Here is a 17,281-nt window from a genome sequence, read left to right as displayed (position 1 = left end):
TTTAGAGGTCAGCTTTATGGCTATGCGCCCTGATGTACGTCGACATGCTTTAATCGTGATTGTATTCTCTCTTGCGCAATGGTTTTTGATGCGCTATATCCTTGCAAATGAATTATTTAACATCACTACAAGTCAACGTATCCTTTATTTCTGTGTAAGTAGCTTAGCAGGTGCATTGCTTATTTTTGTTGCGCTGATTTATATGGTTTTAAAAGGAAATGCGGATAAAAATTAATATCCGCATTCCATATAAAATTTAGAAAATCTTAAATTTATTTCCCAACATAATTATCACATAACTGAAGTAGTTCTGGATGTCTGTCATGTTGATGGACAATAGGAATAATTTCTTCATTACGATTGATAATAAAACCTTGTTCATTAACTGCAATTTGATCTATTGGGTATAACCCAAGAGTTACAATAATTGATTCAAAGGGCTGACAGCGAGTTACATCAGCTAAATTATTAGTAATTAATAATTTATTATGCATGGCTTGATCATAAATTCTTTCAGACATTTTGTGATATGGCTGTTTGCAGAATTCTTCAATCATCTTATTGATATAGACTTTAATTGATTCATGATCACCAATAGTGACACCTGAACAAGAAACTTGCTCATCTTTTGCAAAATTATAAAAGTCCTCTCCATAGGCATCCTTAATCCATTTTTGGTTATATTGCTCAGTACCAATCGTATAATCTGGATTTTCCATCCCTACCAATAGTCCTTTGCCAAGATTTTTGAAAGGGTTACTTTGGAAAAAAACATCTCGAACATCGCTAAGCAATACATGTGAAGCATCAGGATGACTTTCTACAATTTCCTTATATTCAAAGAAACGGCTCACATGTGGATAACCAGTAATTTTAAGAGCTTTAATTTTTGAATCAGGAACTGCTTCATTTACAGTTAAGCTAATAATTTTTTTTAAAAGATTTTTTACAAGCTTAAACTTATAAATACCTGAATATTTTGATTTTGATTTAAATTTTCCAATAGTTGAAACTTTAAATTCAATTTTAAAACCTTTGATATCTGAGAATGCATTCACAAACTCAGTCATTTGCTCTTTATAGATAATTAAAGACAATATTCCATCAAAGTTAGCCTTTTCCAAAGAATAGACAAAAGAAGAGATGAGGTCAGCATTGTATCCCGTTGCCGACCCGATAATAATATTTTTGTGCTTAATCATAAAATTAATATAAAACCGAAAAAACGGCTAAATTATATATTTATTAAGTATATATTTCTTTAATTTAACTCTTAAGTAACGTAATAAATCACCGTCATCTTGTGAAAGCGGAGTGATTAAGCTTCTTTCCTTTTCTAGATAACTTAACGCATCATCATTTTCAATAATTGGGTGATCGAATAAAAAGCTAACATAGAAACTAAAATCTCCTCGTCCCACCAGCTCTTGCCAATGGTCATAAATTTTTATCGGTTGATGATAATCAACTAACATTTGAGCCATTTTACGATCTACAACATAGGCATAAGCATAGGCAAGTTTTTCAAGATAGTCGTAATCAACTTTTAAAACTTTTTGGTTATACAATTCTTCGAGTAAAAACTTCCCACGAACACGATTGCATATTTTCATTTGAATACCGCCTAAGCTTAGGAAAAAGCAAGGCCCTAAGTTCAAAGAACGAATATGTTTTTCTAAATCTTGGAAATCAATTTCAAAACGTTCAATTACATCATCTTCAAAAATAATGGCATATTCGTCATCAGAATTTAAAAAATCTTTTAATGCAGCAATATGTGACATTGCACAACCAAGTTCACCAGGCGTCATTGGTTTTTTCTTGCCTGCTACACCCTGTTGAAAATACTCACTCACACTTAAATTTTTACCTATAACCCCAAATTGCTTAAATTCATCGCGATATTTGTAAAATGTTGCTTGAGAGTACAACTTTTTTAAACGTTCACTATTAGCAGATTCAATACTGATTAAATATTTTTTCATTTCATTCAAATGTTAAAATGAGTCAGGGATAGTCTATCTAATTATAGTTATATCGAGTGTAAAATTTAATGCTAAATCGCCTGATTCAAAAAAAATGGTACAAGTACCAACAAGCAAAAAAAGCAAAATCTTTTGACTCTCATTGGTATATGCGTTTTGGCTGGTTAGAACAACCTTTTACAGCACTTAATCAATTAGACTCTCTGTTTGAGATCCATTCCCCTAGAAAGTTTACCTTTGCAGATAGCTTTTATGCTTATGAAAATGGTCGTCATTTCATTTTTTTTGAAGAAGTTGATGACGAACATCCGGTAGGTTTTCTTTCTGTTTTAGAAGTCTTTAAAGATGGCACCTACACACCGCCTGAAACTATTTTAAAACTTGATTATCACCTCTCCTATCCTTGTGTATTTAAAATAGATAACACTTGGTACATGGTCCCTGAAACATCGGCCAATAAAACAATTGAACTTTGGAAATGTACTGAGTTTCCACTGAAATGGGAAAAGCATTCTAATCTGATCGAGAATATCGAAGCAGTCGATAGCACCCCTTTTTACCATGAGGGCTTATGGTATCTTTTTACCTCAACGCGTCGTGATTGTAAGAAATTTGGTGACCGCCTAGACCTTTTCTTTACCGAAGATATTTTAAATCCTAACTGGCAAGAGCACCCAATGAATCCAGTGTGTCGAGGCAGTCAGCAGTTCCGTATGGCAGGTAAACCTTTTATTTATAAAGGGCAACTTGTTCGTCCAAGTCAAGATTCATTAAAACGTTATGGCGGCAATATCGAATTAAAAGCGATTACTCAGCTTAGCCCTACAGCTTATGAAGAAAAATTACTAGAAGTGGTTTTACCAGATTGGAATCAAGCAGATGACGGTTGCCATACTATTAATGTTGAAGATAACTTCGTGGTACTCGATGCTATCCGCCTTACACCAAAAAATAATTAAGTCTTTAGCAGGCCTTTATAAATATTAAACGTCTGCTCGGCCATGGCTGGTACAGTCAGTTCAGCCTTGGCTTTTGCATATAGCGAGCTAAAGTCACTTTGTGCCTCTGGTTGAAGTGCACATTGAATCGCTCTTGCTAAACCTTGTGCATCTCCAATTTCTGCCAGATATTGTTCTGGCAACCACTCGATCACACCATTCACTTTGGTTGAAGCCATTGCTTTATCGGCCTGTAAAGCTTCAACCATAACAAGTGGAAAACCTTCTCGGTCTGACGATAAAACTACAATATCAGCCAACTGCACCAGATCACGTGCATCAGTTCTAAACCCAAGAAAAGCGACCCGATTTTGCATGTTTAATTCACTGACTTGTTTTTCCAAACTTGCTCGAAGTGAACCATCACCAATAATCCATAAATTGGCATCAATCTGCTGCATCGACTCAATCAGTAAACTGATATTTTTTACTGGCTCTAGGCGCCCAATGCATATAACTACTTTTTTGCTTGTGTCTAGCTCAGCAAAATCTTTTTGAATCGATTGAAGTAACTTTTCTTTATTTTCAGTTGTAAGTACGGGCTGAGGATATACCCCGTTATAAACTACGTGTGCTTTAGACTCTGGGATGCCTTGCGTAAGCGCTTGGCTCACCGCAATAACTGCATCACCTGCTAAATAAACAGACTTATTCTTTTTAGTACCATGAACAGTCGTTACAAACTTTGGACCAGATAAAAATGGCTTAATGCGGGCAATCAGCTCAGCCGCTTTTCCTGCTTGTGCATGAACAATGGCGGGTTGAATTTGCTGGATAAGATTTTTAAGTTGCCAGAGTAAAAGAATATTCCAACGGCTACGTGCAAAATCGACGGCATGAAAATGTACTTGTTGGCTAAACTTGTCTACATAGCAAGGATGTGCAATCACATGTACTTCATGATTTAAAGCAAGCTCATTAACAAGGTTAAAAGTGTGCTGCTCTAAACCACCAACACCACCACTAGTTGCTAATACCTGAACAATTTTCATAGCTTGCCTACTTATTTTTTATCTTTATTCATGGTCTGTTCAAACAGCTTGGCTTCTTTTAGAAAAGCATAAAACGCGTTAATCATACTATTTACGAAACCACGCCAACCATTTAAGAAACTACGGCGAATAAAATAAGACTTCATAAAAGTCACAGGCATCACCAAAATCAATTTAGCCACACTTGGAGACTTTCCTTTTTGGTATTTCTCTAATGCTTTCAAGTTGGAATATTGGTTATTTTTTTCGACCTTAACGAAAATGCTCGACTCGCCATAATGATAAATATCATGTTGAGCACGCTGAGACTCTCCCTCTACAATCACATTTTCATGGACTTTATTGGCAAGGTCATAATGCCCTTTAGACTTACGAAAAAAACGCACTTTTGCATGTTTTTTAGTATGTTTACTGTTCGGAACACCTAAGAACACATCATTAATTGGTGTGATTAATGCATCAAGTCTGTTCTGCTGGATGGTCTCAACAATTTCTTGTTTTAACTCGCTAGATAAGACTTCATCGCCATCTAAATTGAGTACCCAATCATTTCGGCATTTTGCTAGAGCCAAACTTTTTTGCCCTGCATAGCCTTGCCAGTCTTGATGTGAAATTTGCGTATTTTCAAAACTCTGAGCAATTTCATAAGTATTATCAGTACTGCCCGAATCTAAAATAATTACTTCATCAAACTCACTAACACTTTGCAAAGTTCGTTCTAACCAAGCACCACAATTTAAGGTGACAATATAGACACTACATGGAATTTTATTCATAACTTATAACGTCCTTTAGCAAGGGCGATACGCATCTGTAAAGCATTCATGGCACCATGCGTGCTGACACGTGGAATATTAAATTGATTACTTACTTCATACGCTTCGATTTTTTTACGAGTCGATACGGCGTTTTTAAAGCCAATCTCTTGAGCCATTTTCTGGTGCTTTTCGTTAAATCGGCCAAATGGATAAGCAAAGCTCGGACATTTTCCAACTAACGCTTCAACGTCACGTTTAGACTGCAGCATTTCATCATAAGCGGTTTGGTCATCAAGCTTAAGTAAGTTCACATGATGTTGGGTATGCGCACCAAACTCAATGAAACCAGATTTGGCCATTTCATGGATTTGCTCATGAGTTAGCTTTTCAATTCCTTCAATTTGAGTTGCCAAATAAATGGTTGCTTTTGCATTATATTTTTTAAGTAATGGATAGGCATACAGATAATTGTCCATAAAGCCATCATCAAAACTTAAAGCAACGACATTCTTTTGATTACGGTATTGTTCAAGCTCAGAAACAAAGCAAAAAGTAGCCTTTTTACGCGTCAACAACTGTAAGAGTTGCTCAAACTTTTCAGGAGGCATGTTCATACCTGAGGCTGCATCTTTAGGAGTAACCTGATGCAACATCACAATGCGTGGTAGTTTAGTCGAACGAAACGGAAGCCAGAATGTATAATTACCCAGCACATATAACAGTGCAGCAAGTGCTAGTAGGCCTACCGCAACGGACAAAAACCACATCATGCATACACCTCATGTGACCATTCATAATCTTCTGAAAAGGGCTGCTTAAATGTCACCTCAACCATAAATTGGGTGATGCGCTTAGCATTGAAAGATTTGCGTGTTTTCTCCCAGCCTTCTTTCGCTATTTTTTCAGCCTGATCTGGGTTTTGATTAAAGAATTGGATCTTCTTGGCCAAATCAAACTGATCATCAAAGTACACCACTTCCTGCTCGGTATAGAGCTTCTCAAAGCCCGGAATTCGTGGACTAAAGGTGAGTAAACCATTACCAGTCAGTTGTACAATACGGTCAGAACTATACAAGGTAACATCATTACGGCGTGAGTAATTAAGTCCCATTTTTGTTTCAGAGAGAACTTTATAATACGCTTTACCATAAACACCAGGTTGTTCAAAACAACCATAATATTGATAGTTCACATGACCTTGTTGCAATGCATCTGCCAAGTCCTTTAAGAACTTTTCACGCTCAGGTTCTTTATAGACCACACCGCAGAAAATAAAAGTCTTGTCAGTCTTAGAGTTTGAAAATTGCTGTAGTGTTTCTACATTACGGTGACCGACATTTGGCAAATAGGCCACGCTTAAATGAGGTTGCTTTAACTTTTGTAGATATTCTCCGCCTGTTGTACAGAAAATAGCATCTAAATATGGCGAGAATGCTTTGACAAAGTCGAGTTTGTTTTCAAGATAAAGCGGATCAACATACCAAAATGCAATTTTAGTATTTGGATAAGATTCTTTAATTTGTCTTAAAACGTCTGGACTCATTAAGTCACTATGCCCAATGAGCACCAGATCAGGTTCAATATTATTAACGACCTTTAGAACTTCTTTATTAGCCCAATTGGCACCCAGTTTTTTTGTTTTAAAAATGGTTCCCATACGAGCCATGTCACGAAAACTAAAATCATAAACGAAATGGCCATTTTCAATTAATCCGGCAGAAATTTTACGGTCTGTGCAGTAAAAGTGGGCGCCTTGTTTATTAAAGCCAAAATTTGCAATATGCAATATTTTCATTTATTTACTCAAAATAAAAAATTTAATTCTTTGATAAAAGATATGTTGCCACACGGTCCGCTTCTTTAAAAGCATAAGGTTGTGGTAACTGTACAACACAAGTCTGCTGTGAAATTAATTGTGATTCTAACATTTGATCAACTGAGTGCGTAATCCGGTCGTCTTTCAAACGGTCCATTGCCATCACCCCAACTCGACAACCTGCAGTAAGTGCCTCAAAAATCATAGACACGCTGTCTTCTGTGACCCAGACAGCTTCTGCTTTTTGCATTTCCTCAAAAATCCAGCCTTGAGGTGTTTGCTCAACTGGAAATATATGTAAATGCTGGGCAAAGCTTTGTTGCTTTAAAATATCGACAAACTCTGCCGGAGTTCGACGTGAAGTCGTCAGAATAATTTCAGCGTCTGGATTATTCTCAACAATTTTTTTAACACTACTTAATACTTTATCTTGGTTCCATTGATGTCGTTTAGATGAACCACCTAATGCAATTAAAACTCTAGCTATTTGATGTCGATTTTCATTACGAATAGGATTTAATGCGCCACGTGTGACAATCACATGGCTATTGGCGTGAATGCCGTCATGCTCTGGAATAACCGCATAATCAAAGCAACCAATCGGTAAACTCGGCTTCATTAGAATAATCGTTTTAGCCTTTTTAAAAATTTTACCGACTAACCAAACACGAAAATGTGTATGACTTCCCACGCCAAATACAAAATCAGGCGCTTGTTTAAATAAGGAGGTTTTTGAAGAGAAAAGTGCCTGAATTAAAGAAATAATCGGCAAATCAGTAATTAGGACCTCTTCAAAAGTTGTTTCTGGCTGTTGTCTTTGCATTGCCTGAAATAAGCCTAATGCTTGTGAGCGGTGTCCTGCCTTACCATCAGACACATAGACAATATGCATAGAAGCTCCCTAAGCCAAAAAATAAAAAAAGGCGAAACCGAAGTTCGCCTTTTTATGTTAACGGATTAACTTATTTTACGTAAGTTAACCAGTGTTCATATTTCGGGTTTTTACCTTGAACTGCATCAAAGAAAGTTTTTTGGATTTCAGTGGTAATTGGACCACGGCAACCTTCACCAATTTGACGATCATCGTACTCACGAATTGGTGTTACTTCTGCAGCAGTACCTGTAAAGAAAGCTTCATCTGCAATATAGAATTCATCACGTGTAATACGGCGCTCAACGACTTGATAGCCAAGATCTCTAGCGATCGTCATTACTGTTTGACGTGTAATACCATCAAGTGCACCACCAGCGATATCTGGAGTATGTAAAACGCCATCTTTAATCAAGAATACGTTTTCCCCTGAACCTTGGCATACATAACCTTGTGGGTCCATGAGCATTGCTTCATCGTAACCTGAGTGTGCAACTTCTTGGTGAGCAAGAATTGACAATGTGTAGTTACCAGATGCTTTTGCTTTACACATGGTCACGTTTGGATGGTGGTGAGTAAACGATGAAGTTTTAACGCGAATACCTTTTGCCATCGCTTCATCACCAAGGTAAGCACCCCACGCCCATGCTGCAACAGCGGCATGAATTGTGTTATTTGTTGCTGCAATACCAAGTTTCTCTGAACCGATCCAGATGAGTGGGCGTAAATAGCAAGAAGCTAATTTATTTTCACGAACAACATCGATTTGTGCTTGTTCAAGCGCTGCTTGATCATACGGCACTTTCATTTGATAAATTTTTGCTGAATTTAACAAACGTTTTGTGTGGTCTTGAAGACGGAAAATGGCAGTACCTTTAGGAGTTTCATAAGCACGAACACCCTCAAATACGCCCATACTGTAGTGTAAAGTATGGGTTAAAACGTGAATCTTTGCATCACGCCAATCAATTAATTGTCCATCTTGCCAAATAAAACCATCACGATCAGCCAAATTCATGGAACACTCCAAATTGTTATAAAATCATTCACTATCCAACTCAACCGAAGCGGTTGGGTCTATTAATCTTTGCCATAAATTGCAAACGACCGCACGGGTACTACGCCAGTCCGCTGCGCTTACTTGCATGGATTGATTTGCAAGGGCTAAACGGTGGCTTTCGGCACGTTCACTAAGATAGGCTCGAATTAATGCTGTGGCATCTTCACTGGATAAGCAGTCTGCTTTAGCAGCATCTTCTAATATTCTTACATTATCAGAATAATGGGCGAGATCGGGTTTCGTCCCGCTCCATGCAAGTACAGCATACTGTGCCATAAATTCGATATCTACGATACCACCTGCGTCCTGTTTTAAATGAAAAATACCATGTTTTTTTTGTTCAGAAGACGAACCTAGGTGGTCTTTCATTTTCTGACGCATTTTCAACACTTCTTCACGAACATAAGCCTCATCTCTAGATTGAGTCAATATCTCGCGGCGAAATATTTCAAATTTCTGGCAAAGTGCCTCATCACCAGCAATAGAACGTGCACGAACCAATGCCTGATGCTCCCAAAGCCATGCACTTTTCAACTGATAGTGTTCATAAGCCTTAAGACTGGTCACCAATAAACCAGCCTCACCTGAAGGTCTTAACCGTGTATCAATTTCATAGACACGACCATCGAGTGTTTGCGTAGTCATGAGTGACATAAACTTTTGAGCAACACGCATCGCAAACTCAAAGCCACTAATAGACTTGGTTCCATCTGTATCAGCTTGTTCATCTAGATAGTGAATAAAGACAAGGTCTAAGTCAGAACCATAGCCCAACTCAATACCACCCACTTTGCCATAACCAATGACAGCAAAAGCTTTATAGTCGAGTGAGCAGCGTTTTCCATCAACATCGCACGGGTAACCATGACGTTTTGCTACTGTCTGATAAGCCAAATTCAGTGTTGCATTCACACTAACTTCAGCAATATCAGTTAATGCATCAGATACCTTCATAAGAGGACTTTCAGCTAGCACATCACTTGCAGCAACAGTCAATACATTGCTTTTTTTAAAGAGGCGAAGTGCTCGCATTTGGTCTTCAACCTGATCAATCTCAATACGAAGTAACTGCTGACGTAATGAGTCTTCTAAGTCCTTACGTTTTGGTAGCTCAAAGTCCATCGACAAAAACTCATCCAGCAGTACCGGATATTGAGTTAACTCTTCACAAATCCACGGGCTTACAGTCGCCATTTTTACTAAGCGTTGTAAAGCCCCTTTACTTTCAATCAGCATCACCAAGTACACGGTTCGACGCATAACCGATTCAATAAGCGGCATTAAACGTAATAATGCAGTTTGTGGGTGTTCTGACTGTAATATCGCTTCAATTAAATGAGGCCAAAACGTTTTTAAACGTTGCACAGCATTTGAAGGAAGTTTTTTGAGTGCATGCCCATGCCAAAACTCATGAATCAGATTTTTCGCATTGTCATCTAGTACTTCATCTAGCTGCTGCTCTAACTGCCCATAATTCTCTGTTGCTGCATTAGAGCTGGTATCTTCAATGAGTTGCTTAAATTGAACTTTGACTTTTTGACGTTTCTCATTAAGAACATCAATAAAATCATTCCAGCTTGCGAAACCCAAAGTATCGATAATGCGTTGTCTTAGGTCTAATTCTTCTGGCAATAACTGGGTTTGCTGATCGTTAAGAGCTTGAATTGCATGTTCAACACGGCGTAAGAACAGATAAGCATCTTCAAGCTCTAATACGGCCTGTTTTTCTAACAAGCCTGCCTCACCAATATGCTCAAGACTGACTAAACATTGACGGTCTTGCAGCTCACGTTTAGAACCGCCGTAAATAAGCTGGAACACCTGCACAATAAACTCAATTTCGCGAATACCGCCTGCTCCGAGTTTAATATCATCCTCAATATGACGACGCAGAACTTCGCGTTCAATCATCGCTTTCATATCACGCATGGCAGCAAACGCCGTGTAATCGACATAACGGCGGAATACAAAAGGACGAGTCATTTCTAACAAGTCCTGTCCTTCTTTACCACCGGTTACTACACGCGCTTTAATCCATGCATAACGTTCCCATTCACGGCCATGCTGGCTTAAATATTTTTCCAAAGCTGCATGACTAATCGCTAATGCCGAGCCATCTCCCCAAGGGCGCAAGCGCATATCGACTCGAAACACAAAACCATCAGCAGTAATGTGCTCAAGTAAATAAATGAGTTTTTGTCCCCACAAAATACAGAACTGCTGTACATCAATACATTTGCGGCCATTGGTTTCGCCTTGCTCATCAAAGGCAAAAATTAAATCGATATCACTCGATAAGTTAAGCTCTTGAGCACCAAGTTTACCCATGGCAACCACAATCAAGTCTTGGACTTTGCCAGAATAACTTAACGGTTCCCCATGTTTCGCCACAAGTGCTACACGCGCAAAATCCTTTGCTGCACAAATACTGGCATCGGCAAAATCAGAAAGTTCGCGAGTAAGTGTAACAACATCGGTAAGCTGATTGGCATCCTGCCAGATCCAGCGGAACATTAATCGACTACGTAAAATGCGCAATCCACGCATCCAAAACGTTTCATCACCAATCCCATCTAATGTGGTTTGTACACATTGGTAAATCTGTTCTGTCGAGAGCGGTGCAGTAAATTGATCTATTTGATAATCTTGTTCTAAAACAGCTTGATGCAAGCCTAAAACTTGTTCTGCGTACTGACTCGCACGCAATGTTTTTTGTAACTGCTCCGCATTCATATAAAAAGCTCTTTTCCTCGTACTCTCTTTTTAGTTATAGCAGTTCGAGTAGTGCCAGGAAAAGGGATTAGACTAATTTTGCCTCCGATGAAGAATGATGTTCGGTAAGCGCCTCATGACTTTCTTGGGCCGAAGGTAGTAAAACTTTAAAAGTTGTTCCAACTCCTTTTTGGGAATTTACACTAATTTTTCCCTGATTAATCTCGACAAAACGCTTGCAAAGACTCAGACCTAAACCCGCACCTTTTTCCCCTGCAGTGCCTTTAAAGCTAGCGGTAATACGTGGATGGAACAAGTTTGCCATTTGTTGCTCGGTCATGCCCAGACCTGTGTCTCGAACAGTAATTTCTACATTTGCATCCGCTTGTCGAGCTTCAATAAAAACTTTCCCCGATCCATCAACGTCGGTAAATTTCAGCGCATTTGATACTAAGTTTTGAATTACAGAGGTCATCATGTTGATATCGGCATAGATTTTTAGATCTTCCGGAACATCATTCACCAGTTCAATATTTTTCTTTAAAGCTAAGGTATGCAGTACATCACAAACGATATTGCTGACTTGTCTAAGCTTAAAGTTAATTGGGTGATAAACAAAACGCCCGCCCTCTGCCATCGCCCATGTCAGCAAACTTTCAAGTAAGTTATAGGTCGATTGTGAGGTGTCATATAAATAATCTGCAATATTTTGAATACTCGATTCATCTAAAGTTTCACGCTCTTTGGCGAGTACCTCAGAGAATCCAAGCAATCCATGAAAAGGCGCACGCAAGTCATGCGAAATAATTGAGAAGAATTTTGTTTTACTTGAATTAATCGCAACTTGTTGTTCATAGAGTTCGTTTAACTCTTCATAGTTAAACTTCAACTCAACCTGCTGCATAAAAGTAGAACAATAATCGAGCAACAATTGAATATCATCATCTTCAAATGTTGCTGCATCATCATCAAAAAACACAGCAAAACCCATTGAGGTTTTATCGGGGTGTAAAAGATGTACAGCCAGTGCCCTGCTGCACTCAATATTTAATTCTTTTAAATAATTGATTAAGTTTTGATATGAAGGATGTAAATGATTAATAAACTGTTGCTTTGCAAAGCACTGTTTTAAATGTTTCGAAGGCTTAAAAGAGATTGCCGTCATACCTTCAGGGCAACGGTGCCAAAAGTAAGGTTCCTGATTAAAAGTCAATAAGGCTTTTTTACAATTCAAAAGACGAAGACTAAATCGGAAAAATTGCTCGATATAGTTCTGCTCGGCATTTAATCCAAGCAACAAAGATATTCTACAAGCACTTAACTGCTCAACCTGATTTAGTTCTAAACGTTGGAATGTCATTGCCCGCCTCACAGATTTTGTCGTTTTTGGTCGGAACCGCTCTCAAGAAATGTACTTATAATCATTATGATCTACTACAAACTTTAACACAGTACATTAAAAGAGCAACGTTCTTTTCAAAATAGAAATGTGAAGTTTCAATTAAAGGTTTTCAGATACATAAAGTGGGTATGCTTTAGAAAAATACAACAAATGTTTGAAGGTGAAGAGTTGAAAGATGTGGGAAATGCGAGTTTATAAAGCGGCTTTAAGAGTACTATTTGAATAAGAGCTTAGGGGGCTAGACCGAGCAAGGTTAACATACCTATGAGCACGCAGTGAAAACGGTGGATATAAAGCCCTCTCATACGATCTCTTCTATAAAAAGGCATAATGAGCTATTCAAGCGAAAAATATGGTTTTTTAGCAGAGGTTTGTCTGCTGGATGTTCATGGCTAAACGCCAATCTCGTTCCGCATATAGATGGTAAATTTCGAACGGCTTAGATACTATTAATTATCAACCACTTTCTAATATACAAATTAATTAACAAAATATGGAACTTACGACTTCTTTAGATATTATTAAAAGCCAATTAGGCCCAGATGTTGCCAATAGTATTGCTCTTATAGTATCTATTATTGTTATATATGGTTTTCTAGTAAAAACAGGAATTATTGAACATATATCATTAATTGCATCTTATAAACAGAGAAAAAAAGACAAACTAATAGCGAATATAGATAAACTAATATCCGAATCAAAACTCGATGATAAAACTAAGGTTGATATCGAATATCACCAGAATGTACTTTATTTGCAAAAAGAATTAGGTATTGAAGAAAAAAATTTAGATAAACTTAAATATTTAAATGGAATTATTGAAAGAGATAAAGGCACTGATACATATGAGCGATGTAAAGATGTATTTACATTCAATAAAGACACTCAAAAATTAGCATTCAAAGATGGAGTAAATCCTGAGAATGCCGACAGAAATAGCCATATTGGTATTATTTTATATTTTATAATCATTGTACTTTCGTTCGTAGCAATGTTTTTTATTAATGATGCGTTTAAAGATAGCATTACCACTAAAAAAGATCTTTTATATTTAATAATTTTTTCTACATCAGTCTTACTAATCGGAGTTTATATTGCATTTAAAGTATTAACTTACTCTATGAAATTAAAATATGCCAAATGGTTATTAGAAATGGATCGTATTGATTGAATAATTAGTTATAACCTATTCAAGATTACAATATAATTTAATTTTATTAAAAATTCTAAATTTCTTTAATTTTCTCGACGGAGTGTATTGAGATCGTTTACTATAAACAGTACACTCTACGTCCGTTGCACTGGGGAAAGTGTATATTGAATTTCTATATTCAATCACTTACTTTACAATTTTAAAACTAATAAGATATATTCTTTATGCAAATAAATTTTCTTTGTTTTCATACTTGTAAGAATGAAAACTCGAAAGAATATATTCTTCAAAATGCACCATTTCACAGTGATCCAACTGCAACTCAATGGTTAGGTCAGGGTTACTATTTATGGACGGATTCAGACTACTTTGCTCATGAATGGGGGAAGTATCCTCCAAGAAATGGTAAATATGCCATTACAAAATTTGATTTTGTTCTGGATAATGATGAAGTATTCTTAGATTTAGTTGGAAATGTTGAAGATCAATTAGCTTTTAGAGATTTAGTAGCTATATACAGAGATGGTTTACAAAGCGTAATTGATAAATGTAGTGATGTTGATAAACAGAAAACAGCACGTAAGAAACTTTCTGAATTATGCGTTTCTACAGTTATTAATTTCTTTTTGAGTAAAAGAAAATTTCCATATATAGCTGTGAAAGCACAGGATATTGATTCAAGAGAAACTGATAAATTACGATTTGTTTTGAGTGGAAAGGGTAACAATTCTTCACTGTTTTACCCTACAAGACAGCAAATTGTAGTGTACGAAGATGGTAAAACTGTATTGAAAAATAAAGTTCTTCACCATATTCAATAGCAATTAGTCTACTTAAAATAGGTGACTTATGAAAAAGCATCATATAGATATGCTAGAAGCTGCAAAAAATCTTCTTGCAAATATGAGTTCAGATGAATTACTTGATGAATTCTTAGAGCTTCAAGAAAATTCTTGCGGACCAACTGTACATGATTTTTTTCAATCTTTAATGTTATCTACAAATGATCTTTATGGTTTTAAACCAATAAAAAATGATAAAGATTTTTATGATGATATGTATAAGTTGGACCTTTCTGAATGGTCAATTCGTTGTATATTAAGATATAGTGCAGATTTCAATATTAAATCTGCTAATGACGAAAAATATCATCTTCATCCTCAAGAAATGAAAAAGAATAATTCTTTTCTTGATGAGGACTTTGATTTTGCTTTAGCGTCTTAAGAGCTCAAATATGAATATAAGTCTTGTTTCCACAAAAGCTCTAAAAATTGATTTAGAACCTCTACTTGAAGAGGATATTGTGGATTTGGATGAGGAGTTTGATTTCCGCTTCGATTATTCTGCACACCGTCCAGATAGAGTAGATGTAAAAAATTCTTTTGCTATTGCATTTAAAGCATTACTTCAGGCTCCTAAAGATTCTGTACAATGTAGTATAGTTTTTTTAGCCCAATTCCATACCGATACAGATTTTGAAGATGATTTTTTAGAAACTCATTTTGCTTTAATTAATGCACCAGCAATCGGTTATCCTTTTTTGAGAGCGTTTATTGCAAATATCTTTGTTAATGCCGGATATGAACCATTAATGCTTCCAACTATTAATTTTGTGAATTTATATAAAAATAAAATTAAAGATTCTGATTCAAGAGATTAAAAAAACCCACTTCGGTGGGTTTTTTATCACATTTTAGATGGAGACAGGATTAACTTCTCCAAAGGATTTGAATCCTACTATTTTGTCACCAGCCCACTCATTAACAGTATTTTCAATACGGTTCTGTTCAGGAATAATTTCATTAAACCAATAAGCTTCTCTTGCATCCTTAATTGATCCAAACCCACCAGCATTCGATGGAATGATTCCTAGCAGCTGTGGTGGTGTTCTAAAAGCCACCAAAATATCATCACGAGTAATAGATTTGATATTCAAAAACTCGTCCTTTGCAGCAAGTTCACTAATTGGAATGAGTTGAAGCCCATCTTTTTTCCACCTAGTGCATGAAGAAGTAATTTTTTAAAGTTCCCAGGTCCACGTGGTTATATTTCATTGCTTAATTTTACATAACAACGTTCCCAACTTTTCATGAAATATCCCCCTATTTAAACTATTTACCTTATGAATTAGCTTTTCCACTATCAGGCGTTTTTACATTTTTAACAGCTTTAATAAAATCGGTATTAGCTTTAATATTCTCATGCATCAAGTTTTCACCACCTGTATAACTTTCATGATGTATGCCATTGCCAAAATATTTATAAGCTAGGTCAAAGCGAATCTTTTCTTTCATTTCGTCTGGCATTCCTTCCATATAACGTGGTAATGCATCTAACTCTTTAGCTGTACGATAAGCTTCATCTGCCAAACGACGGTTCATAAAAGAACGTTTTAAAAGGAAAGCAGCTAATGTGGTAGATAAAATTAATAAAGATATTTTTTGGATATAAAAAATAGTTGAGTGATTTTCATAAAATTGTTCAGCTAACTTAAACTTAAAAATAGTCGTATTAATTTCAATATACCAACCGAAGAAATATAAGAATAAAAGTGCTAATGAGAAGTAAAATGCAATTTCATATCTCTTCGCGAGCATTTTAAACTTCTCAGAATCATCGGCAAAGATTTCATGTACCTTTTTATTTTTTAAATCATCATTTATTATATCGACTTGTTCAATTTTATGAGCTAGTTCATTATGATTCGTCTTAAGTTCATTTATTATTTTTTCTGCATCATCTTTATACAATTGAAATTGTTGAACTAAGTCAACTTTATTTATATAAGCTTTCATATCAGTGATATTTGAATCAATGATATCGATTGATATTGACCATAATTTTTCATCAAATTTATTATCTTTAATAAGATTTTCTAAATCTAAAACAACCTCATAAATTTTTTTAGATTTTCTTATAATAAAATTTAAAGAAGGCAAATCAATATCATTTAGATCAATTAACCTTTCAATTATAATTTTAATATCAGATTGGAAATAATTATTTAAATCCTTAAAGTTTTTTATATCCTTATCTGTAAGAGCCTTTTTTATTATATTAAAATAATCAGTTAATTGTTCAAAAAGGGACTGAATTTCTCTTTTATTGTCTTTTAAAAGGGCAATAGCGTTATTTTTAATTTCAGTTAAATCGTTTACAGGAACTGTCACAATATCCCCTAATAAAAATTATTTTATAAAGTCTTGACGCGTAATAGTATCTAAGCTTTTCTAAACTTTCTACAATAAAAATCAGCCCAACAAAAAAACCCCTAAGCCGTTAACTTAGGGGTTTTCGTAGAATCTTACGATTCTGAATATGGTCCCGAGGGTCGGACTCGAACCGACACGTCATCTCTGACAGCGGATTTTGAGTCCGCCGCGTCTACCAATTTCACCACCTCGGGAGAGGAAGTATGTTTGTGTTGCGTATATTAGCGCGTTTGTAAAACTTGTCAAATCCTAAGTGAATATTATTGTTCACTTTTAGATCATTTAAACATTTTTCATGATTTCGGCTAGAAGCACAGCCATA

The 17,281-nt window shown here is 36.1% G+C and carries 17 protein-coding genes, 1 tRNA gene and 1 pseudogene; 6 read left to right on the top strand and 13 right to left on the bottom strand.

Features of this window, described 5'->3' with window-relative positions; all coding sequences use genetic code 11:
- Nucleotides 1-16 precede the first annotated feature (16 nt).
- Nucleotides 17-235, top strand: a complete 219-nt coding sequence (locus SOI81_RS02730) for a hypothetical protein (protein WP_009389608.1) — start codon at nucleotides 17-19, stop codon at nucleotides 233-235.
- 37 nt (nucleotides 236-272) lie between these two features.
- Here SOI81_RS02730 and SOI81_RS02725 read toward each other — a convergent pair whose 3' ends face one another.
- Complete coding sequence (locus tag SOI81_RS02725; protein WP_320541204.1) at nucleotides 273-1,202, bottom strand: lipooligosaccharide outer core biosynthesis glycosyltransferase GtrOC6; 930 nt, start codon at nucleotides 1,200-1,202, stop codon at nucleotides 273-275.
- Nucleotides 1,203-1,229: 27 nt separating this feature from the next.
- Nucleotides 1,230-1,985 carry a glycosyltransferase family 25 protein gene (locus SOI81_RS02720; RefSeq protein ID WP_320541203.1) on the bottom strand — a complete coding sequence of 252 codons (756 nt, stop codon included), beginning with the start codon at nucleotides 1,983-1,985 and terminating at the stop codon, nucleotides 1,230-1,232.
- 68 nt (nucleotides 1,986-2,053) lie between these two features.
- Between SOI81_RS02720 and ghy the strand changes: the two genes are divergently transcribed.
- Nucleotides 2,054-2,944 carry a glycosyl hydrolase Ghy gene (ghy, locus tag SOI81_RS02715; RefSeq protein ID WP_224992686.1) on the top strand — a complete coding sequence of 297 codons (891 nt, stop codon included), beginning with the start codon at nucleotides 2,054-2,056 and terminating at the stop codon, nucleotides 2,942-2,944.
- Here ghy and lpsE read toward each other — a convergent pair.
- The 8 genes from lpsE to bvgS all read right to left on the bottom strand — a co-directional run bounded on the left by lpsE (nucleotide 2,941) and on the right by bvgS (nucleotide 12,552).
- Nucleotides 2,941-3,975: a glycosyltransferase gene (gene lpsE / locus SOI81_RS02710; protein WP_320541202.1), complete on the bottom strand. Its 1,035-nt coding sequence runs from the start codon at nucleotides 3,973-3,975 to the stop codon at nucleotides 2,941-2,943. The two genes, ghy and lpsE, sit on opposite strands and share 4 nt — an antisense overlap.
- Before the next feature lie 11 nt (nucleotides 3,976-3,986).
- Nucleotides 3,987-4,751, bottom strand: coding sequence for a glycosyltransferase family 2 protein (lpsC, locus tag SOI81_RS02705; RefSeq protein WP_320541201.1), 765 nt, complete (start codon nucleotides 4,749-4,751; stop codon nucleotides 3,987-3,989).
- Nucleotides 4,748-5,503, bottom strand: coding sequence for a polysaccharide deacetylase family protein (gene icaB, locus SOI81_RS02700; protein WP_320541200.1), 756 nt, complete (start codon nucleotides 5,501-5,503; stop codon nucleotides 4,748-4,750). The genes lpsC and icaB overlap by 4 nt, the downstream gene beginning before the upstream one ends.
- Nucleotides 5,500-6,528 carry a glycosyltransferase gene (locus SOI81_RS02695; protein WP_239967416.1) on the bottom strand — a complete coding sequence of 343 codons (1,029 nt, stop codon included), beginning with the start codon at nucleotides 6,526-6,528 and terminating at the stop codon, nucleotides 5,500-5,502. Before SOI81_RS02695 ends, icaB begins: the two co-directional genes overlap by 4 nt.
- Before the next feature lie 22 nt (nucleotides 6,529-6,550).
- Complete coding sequence (locus tag SOI81_RS02690) at nucleotides 6,551-7,441, bottom strand: mitochondrial fission ELM1 family protein (protein WP_239967417.1); 891 nt, start codon at nucleotides 7,439-7,441, stop codon at nucleotides 6,551-6,553.
- A 70-nt stretch (nucleotides 7,442-7,511) separates the two neighbouring features.
- Nucleotides 7,512-8,438: a branched-chain amino acid transaminase gene (ilvE, locus tag SOI81_RS02685; RefSeq protein WP_016143051.1), complete on the bottom strand. Its 927-nt coding sequence runs from the start codon at nucleotides 8,436-8,438 to the stop codon at nucleotides 7,512-7,514.
- 24 nt (nucleotides 8,439-8,462) lie between these two features.
- On the bottom strand, nucleotides 8,463-11,213 hold the full coding sequence (gene glnE, locus SOI81_RS02680; RefSeq protein ID WP_320541199.1) for a bifunctional [glutamate--ammonia ligase]-adenylyl-L-tyrosine phosphorylase/[glutamate--ammonia-ligase] adenylyltransferase: 2,751 nt from the start codon (nucleotides 11,211-11,213) through the stop codon (nucleotides 8,463-8,465).
- A gap of 67 nt (nucleotides 11,214-11,280) precedes the next feature.
- Nucleotides 11,281-12,552, bottom strand: a complete 1,272-nt coding sequence (bvgS, locus tag SOI81_RS02675; protein WP_320541198.1) for a HAMP domain-containing sensor histidine kinase — start codon at nucleotides 12,550-12,552, stop codon at nucleotides 11,281-11,283.
- Nucleotides 12,553-13,087: 535 nt separating this feature from the next.
- Here bvgS and SOI81_RS02670 point away from each other — a divergent pair.
- The 4 genes from SOI81_RS02670 to SOI81_RS02655 all read left to right on the top strand — a co-directional run bounded on the left by SOI81_RS02670 (nucleotide 13,088) and on the right by SOI81_RS02655 (nucleotide 15,407).
- The gene (locus SOI81_RS02670) at nucleotides 13,088-13,765 is read left to right on the top strand and encodes a hypothetical protein (protein WP_320541197.1); all 678 of its coding nucleotides are present in this window, start codon (nucleotides 13,088-13,090) and stop codon (nucleotides 13,763-13,765) included.
- Between the two features lie 206 nt (nucleotides 13,766-13,971).
- Complete coding sequence (locus SOI81_RS02665) at nucleotides 13,972-14,568, top strand: hypothetical protein (protein ID WP_320541196.1); 597 nt, start codon at nucleotides 13,972-13,974, stop codon at nucleotides 14,566-14,568.
- A 28-nt stretch (nucleotides 14,569-14,596) separates the two neighbouring features.
- Nucleotides 14,597-14,971 (top strand): hypothetical protein, encoded by a 375-nt coding sequence (locus SOI81_RS02660; RefSeq protein ID WP_320541195.1) that lies wholly within the window; start codon nucleotides 14,597-14,599, stop codon nucleotides 14,969-14,971.
- A 10-nt stretch (nucleotides 14,972-14,981) separates the two neighbouring features.
- Nucleotides 14,982-15,407 (top strand): protein-export chaperone SecB, encoded by a 426-nt coding sequence (locus tag SOI81_RS02655; RefSeq protein ID WP_320541194.1) that lies wholly within the window; start codon nucleotides 14,982-14,984, stop codon nucleotides 15,405-15,407.
- 33 nt (nucleotides 15,408-15,440) lie between these two features.
- On the opposite strand, the pseudogene SOI81_RS02650 reads toward SOI81_RS02655, so the two are convergent.
- The 3 genes and pseudogenes from SOI81_RS02650 to SOI81_RS02640 form a co-directional block, all read right to left on the bottom strand.
- Nucleotides 15,441-15,787, bottom strand: a pseudogene (locus SOI81_RS02650) (phage portal protein); the annotation flags it as partial.
- An 80-nt stretch (nucleotides 15,788-15,867) separates the two neighbouring features.
- Nucleotides 15,868-16,917 (bottom strand): hypothetical protein, encoded by a 1,050-nt coding sequence (locus tag SOI81_RS02645; RefSeq protein WP_320541193.1) that lies wholly within the window; start codon nucleotides 16,915-16,917, stop codon nucleotides 15,868-15,870.
- A 149-nt stretch (nucleotides 16,918-17,066) separates the two neighbouring features.
- Nucleotides 17,067-17,153 (bottom strand) — tRNA-Leu (locus SOI81_RS02640).
- Nucleotides 17,154-17,281: the final 128 nt, after the last annotated feature.

Origin of the sequence: Acinetobacter pittii, from assembly GCF_034067285.1 — a bacterium.
Classification (GTDB): Bacteria; Pseudomonadota; Gammaproteobacteria; order Pseudomonadales; family Moraxellaceae; genus Acinetobacter; species Acinetobacter pittii_E.
Note: the sequence above shows the minus strand (reverse complement) of the source record. Positions and strands in the feature narration are given on the sequence as shown.

Bases quoted from the DNA above. Each gene is read 5' to 3' on its own strand.
- SOI81_RS02730 (WP_009389608.1), top strand. From the start codon at position 17: ATGGCTATGCGCCCTGATGTACGTCGACATGCTTTAATCGTGATTGTA.
- SOI81_RS02725 (WP_320541204.1), bottom strand. From the start codon at position 1,202: ATGATTAAGCACAAAAATATTATTATCGGGTCGGCAACGGGATACAAT.
- SOI81_RS02720 (WP_320541203.1), bottom strand. From the start codon at position 1,985: ATGAAAAAATATTTAATCAGTATTGAATCTGCTAATAGTGAACGTTTA.
- ghy (WP_224992686.1), top strand. From the start codon at position 2,054: ATGCTAAATCGCCTGATTCAAAAAAAATGGTACAAGTACCAACAAGCA.
- lpsE (WP_320541202.1), bottom strand. From the start codon at position 3,975: ATGAAAATTGTTCAGGTATTAGCAACTAGTGGTGGTGTTGGTGGTTTA.
- lpsC (WP_320541201.1), bottom strand. From the start codon at position 4,751: ATGAATAAAATTCCATGTAGTGTCTATATTGTCACCTTAAATTGTGGT.
- icaB (WP_320541200.1), bottom strand. From the start codon at position 5,503: ATGATGTGGTTTTTGTCCGTTGCGGTAGGCCTACTAGCACTTGCTGCA.
- SOI81_RS02695 (WP_239967416.1), bottom strand. From the start codon at position 6,528: ATGAAAATATTGCATATTGCAAATTTTGGCTTTAATAAACAAGGCGCC.
- SOI81_RS02690 (WP_239967417.1), bottom strand. From the start codon at position 7,441: ATGCATATTGTCTATGTGTCTGATGGTAAGGCAGGACACCGCTCACAA.
- ilvE (WP_016143051.1), bottom strand. From the start codon at position 8,438: ATGAATTTGGCTGATCGTGATGGTTTTATTTGGCAAGATGGACAATTA.
- glnE (WP_320541199.1), bottom strand. From the start codon at position 11,213: ATGAATGCGGAGCAGTTACAAAAAACATTGCGTGCGAGTCAGTACGCA.
- bvgS (WP_320541198.1), bottom strand. From the start codon at position 12,552: ATGACATTCCAACGTTTAGAACTAAATCAGGTTGAGCAGTTAAGTGCT.
- SOI81_RS02670 (WP_320541197.1), top strand. From the start codon at position 13,088: ATGGAACTTACGACTTCTTTAGATATTATTAAAAGCCAATTAGGCCCA.
- SOI81_RS02665 (WP_320541196.1), top strand. From the start codon at position 13,972: ATGCAAATAAATTTTCTTTGTTTTCATACTTGTAAGAATGAAAACTCG.
- SOI81_RS02660 (WP_320541195.1), top strand. From the start codon at position 14,597: ATGAAAAAGCATCATATAGATATGCTAGAAGCTGCAAAAAATCTTCTT.
- SOI81_RS02655 (WP_320541194.1), top strand. From the start codon at position 14,982: ATGAATATAAGTCTTGTTTCCACAAAAGCTCTAAAAATTGATTTAGAA.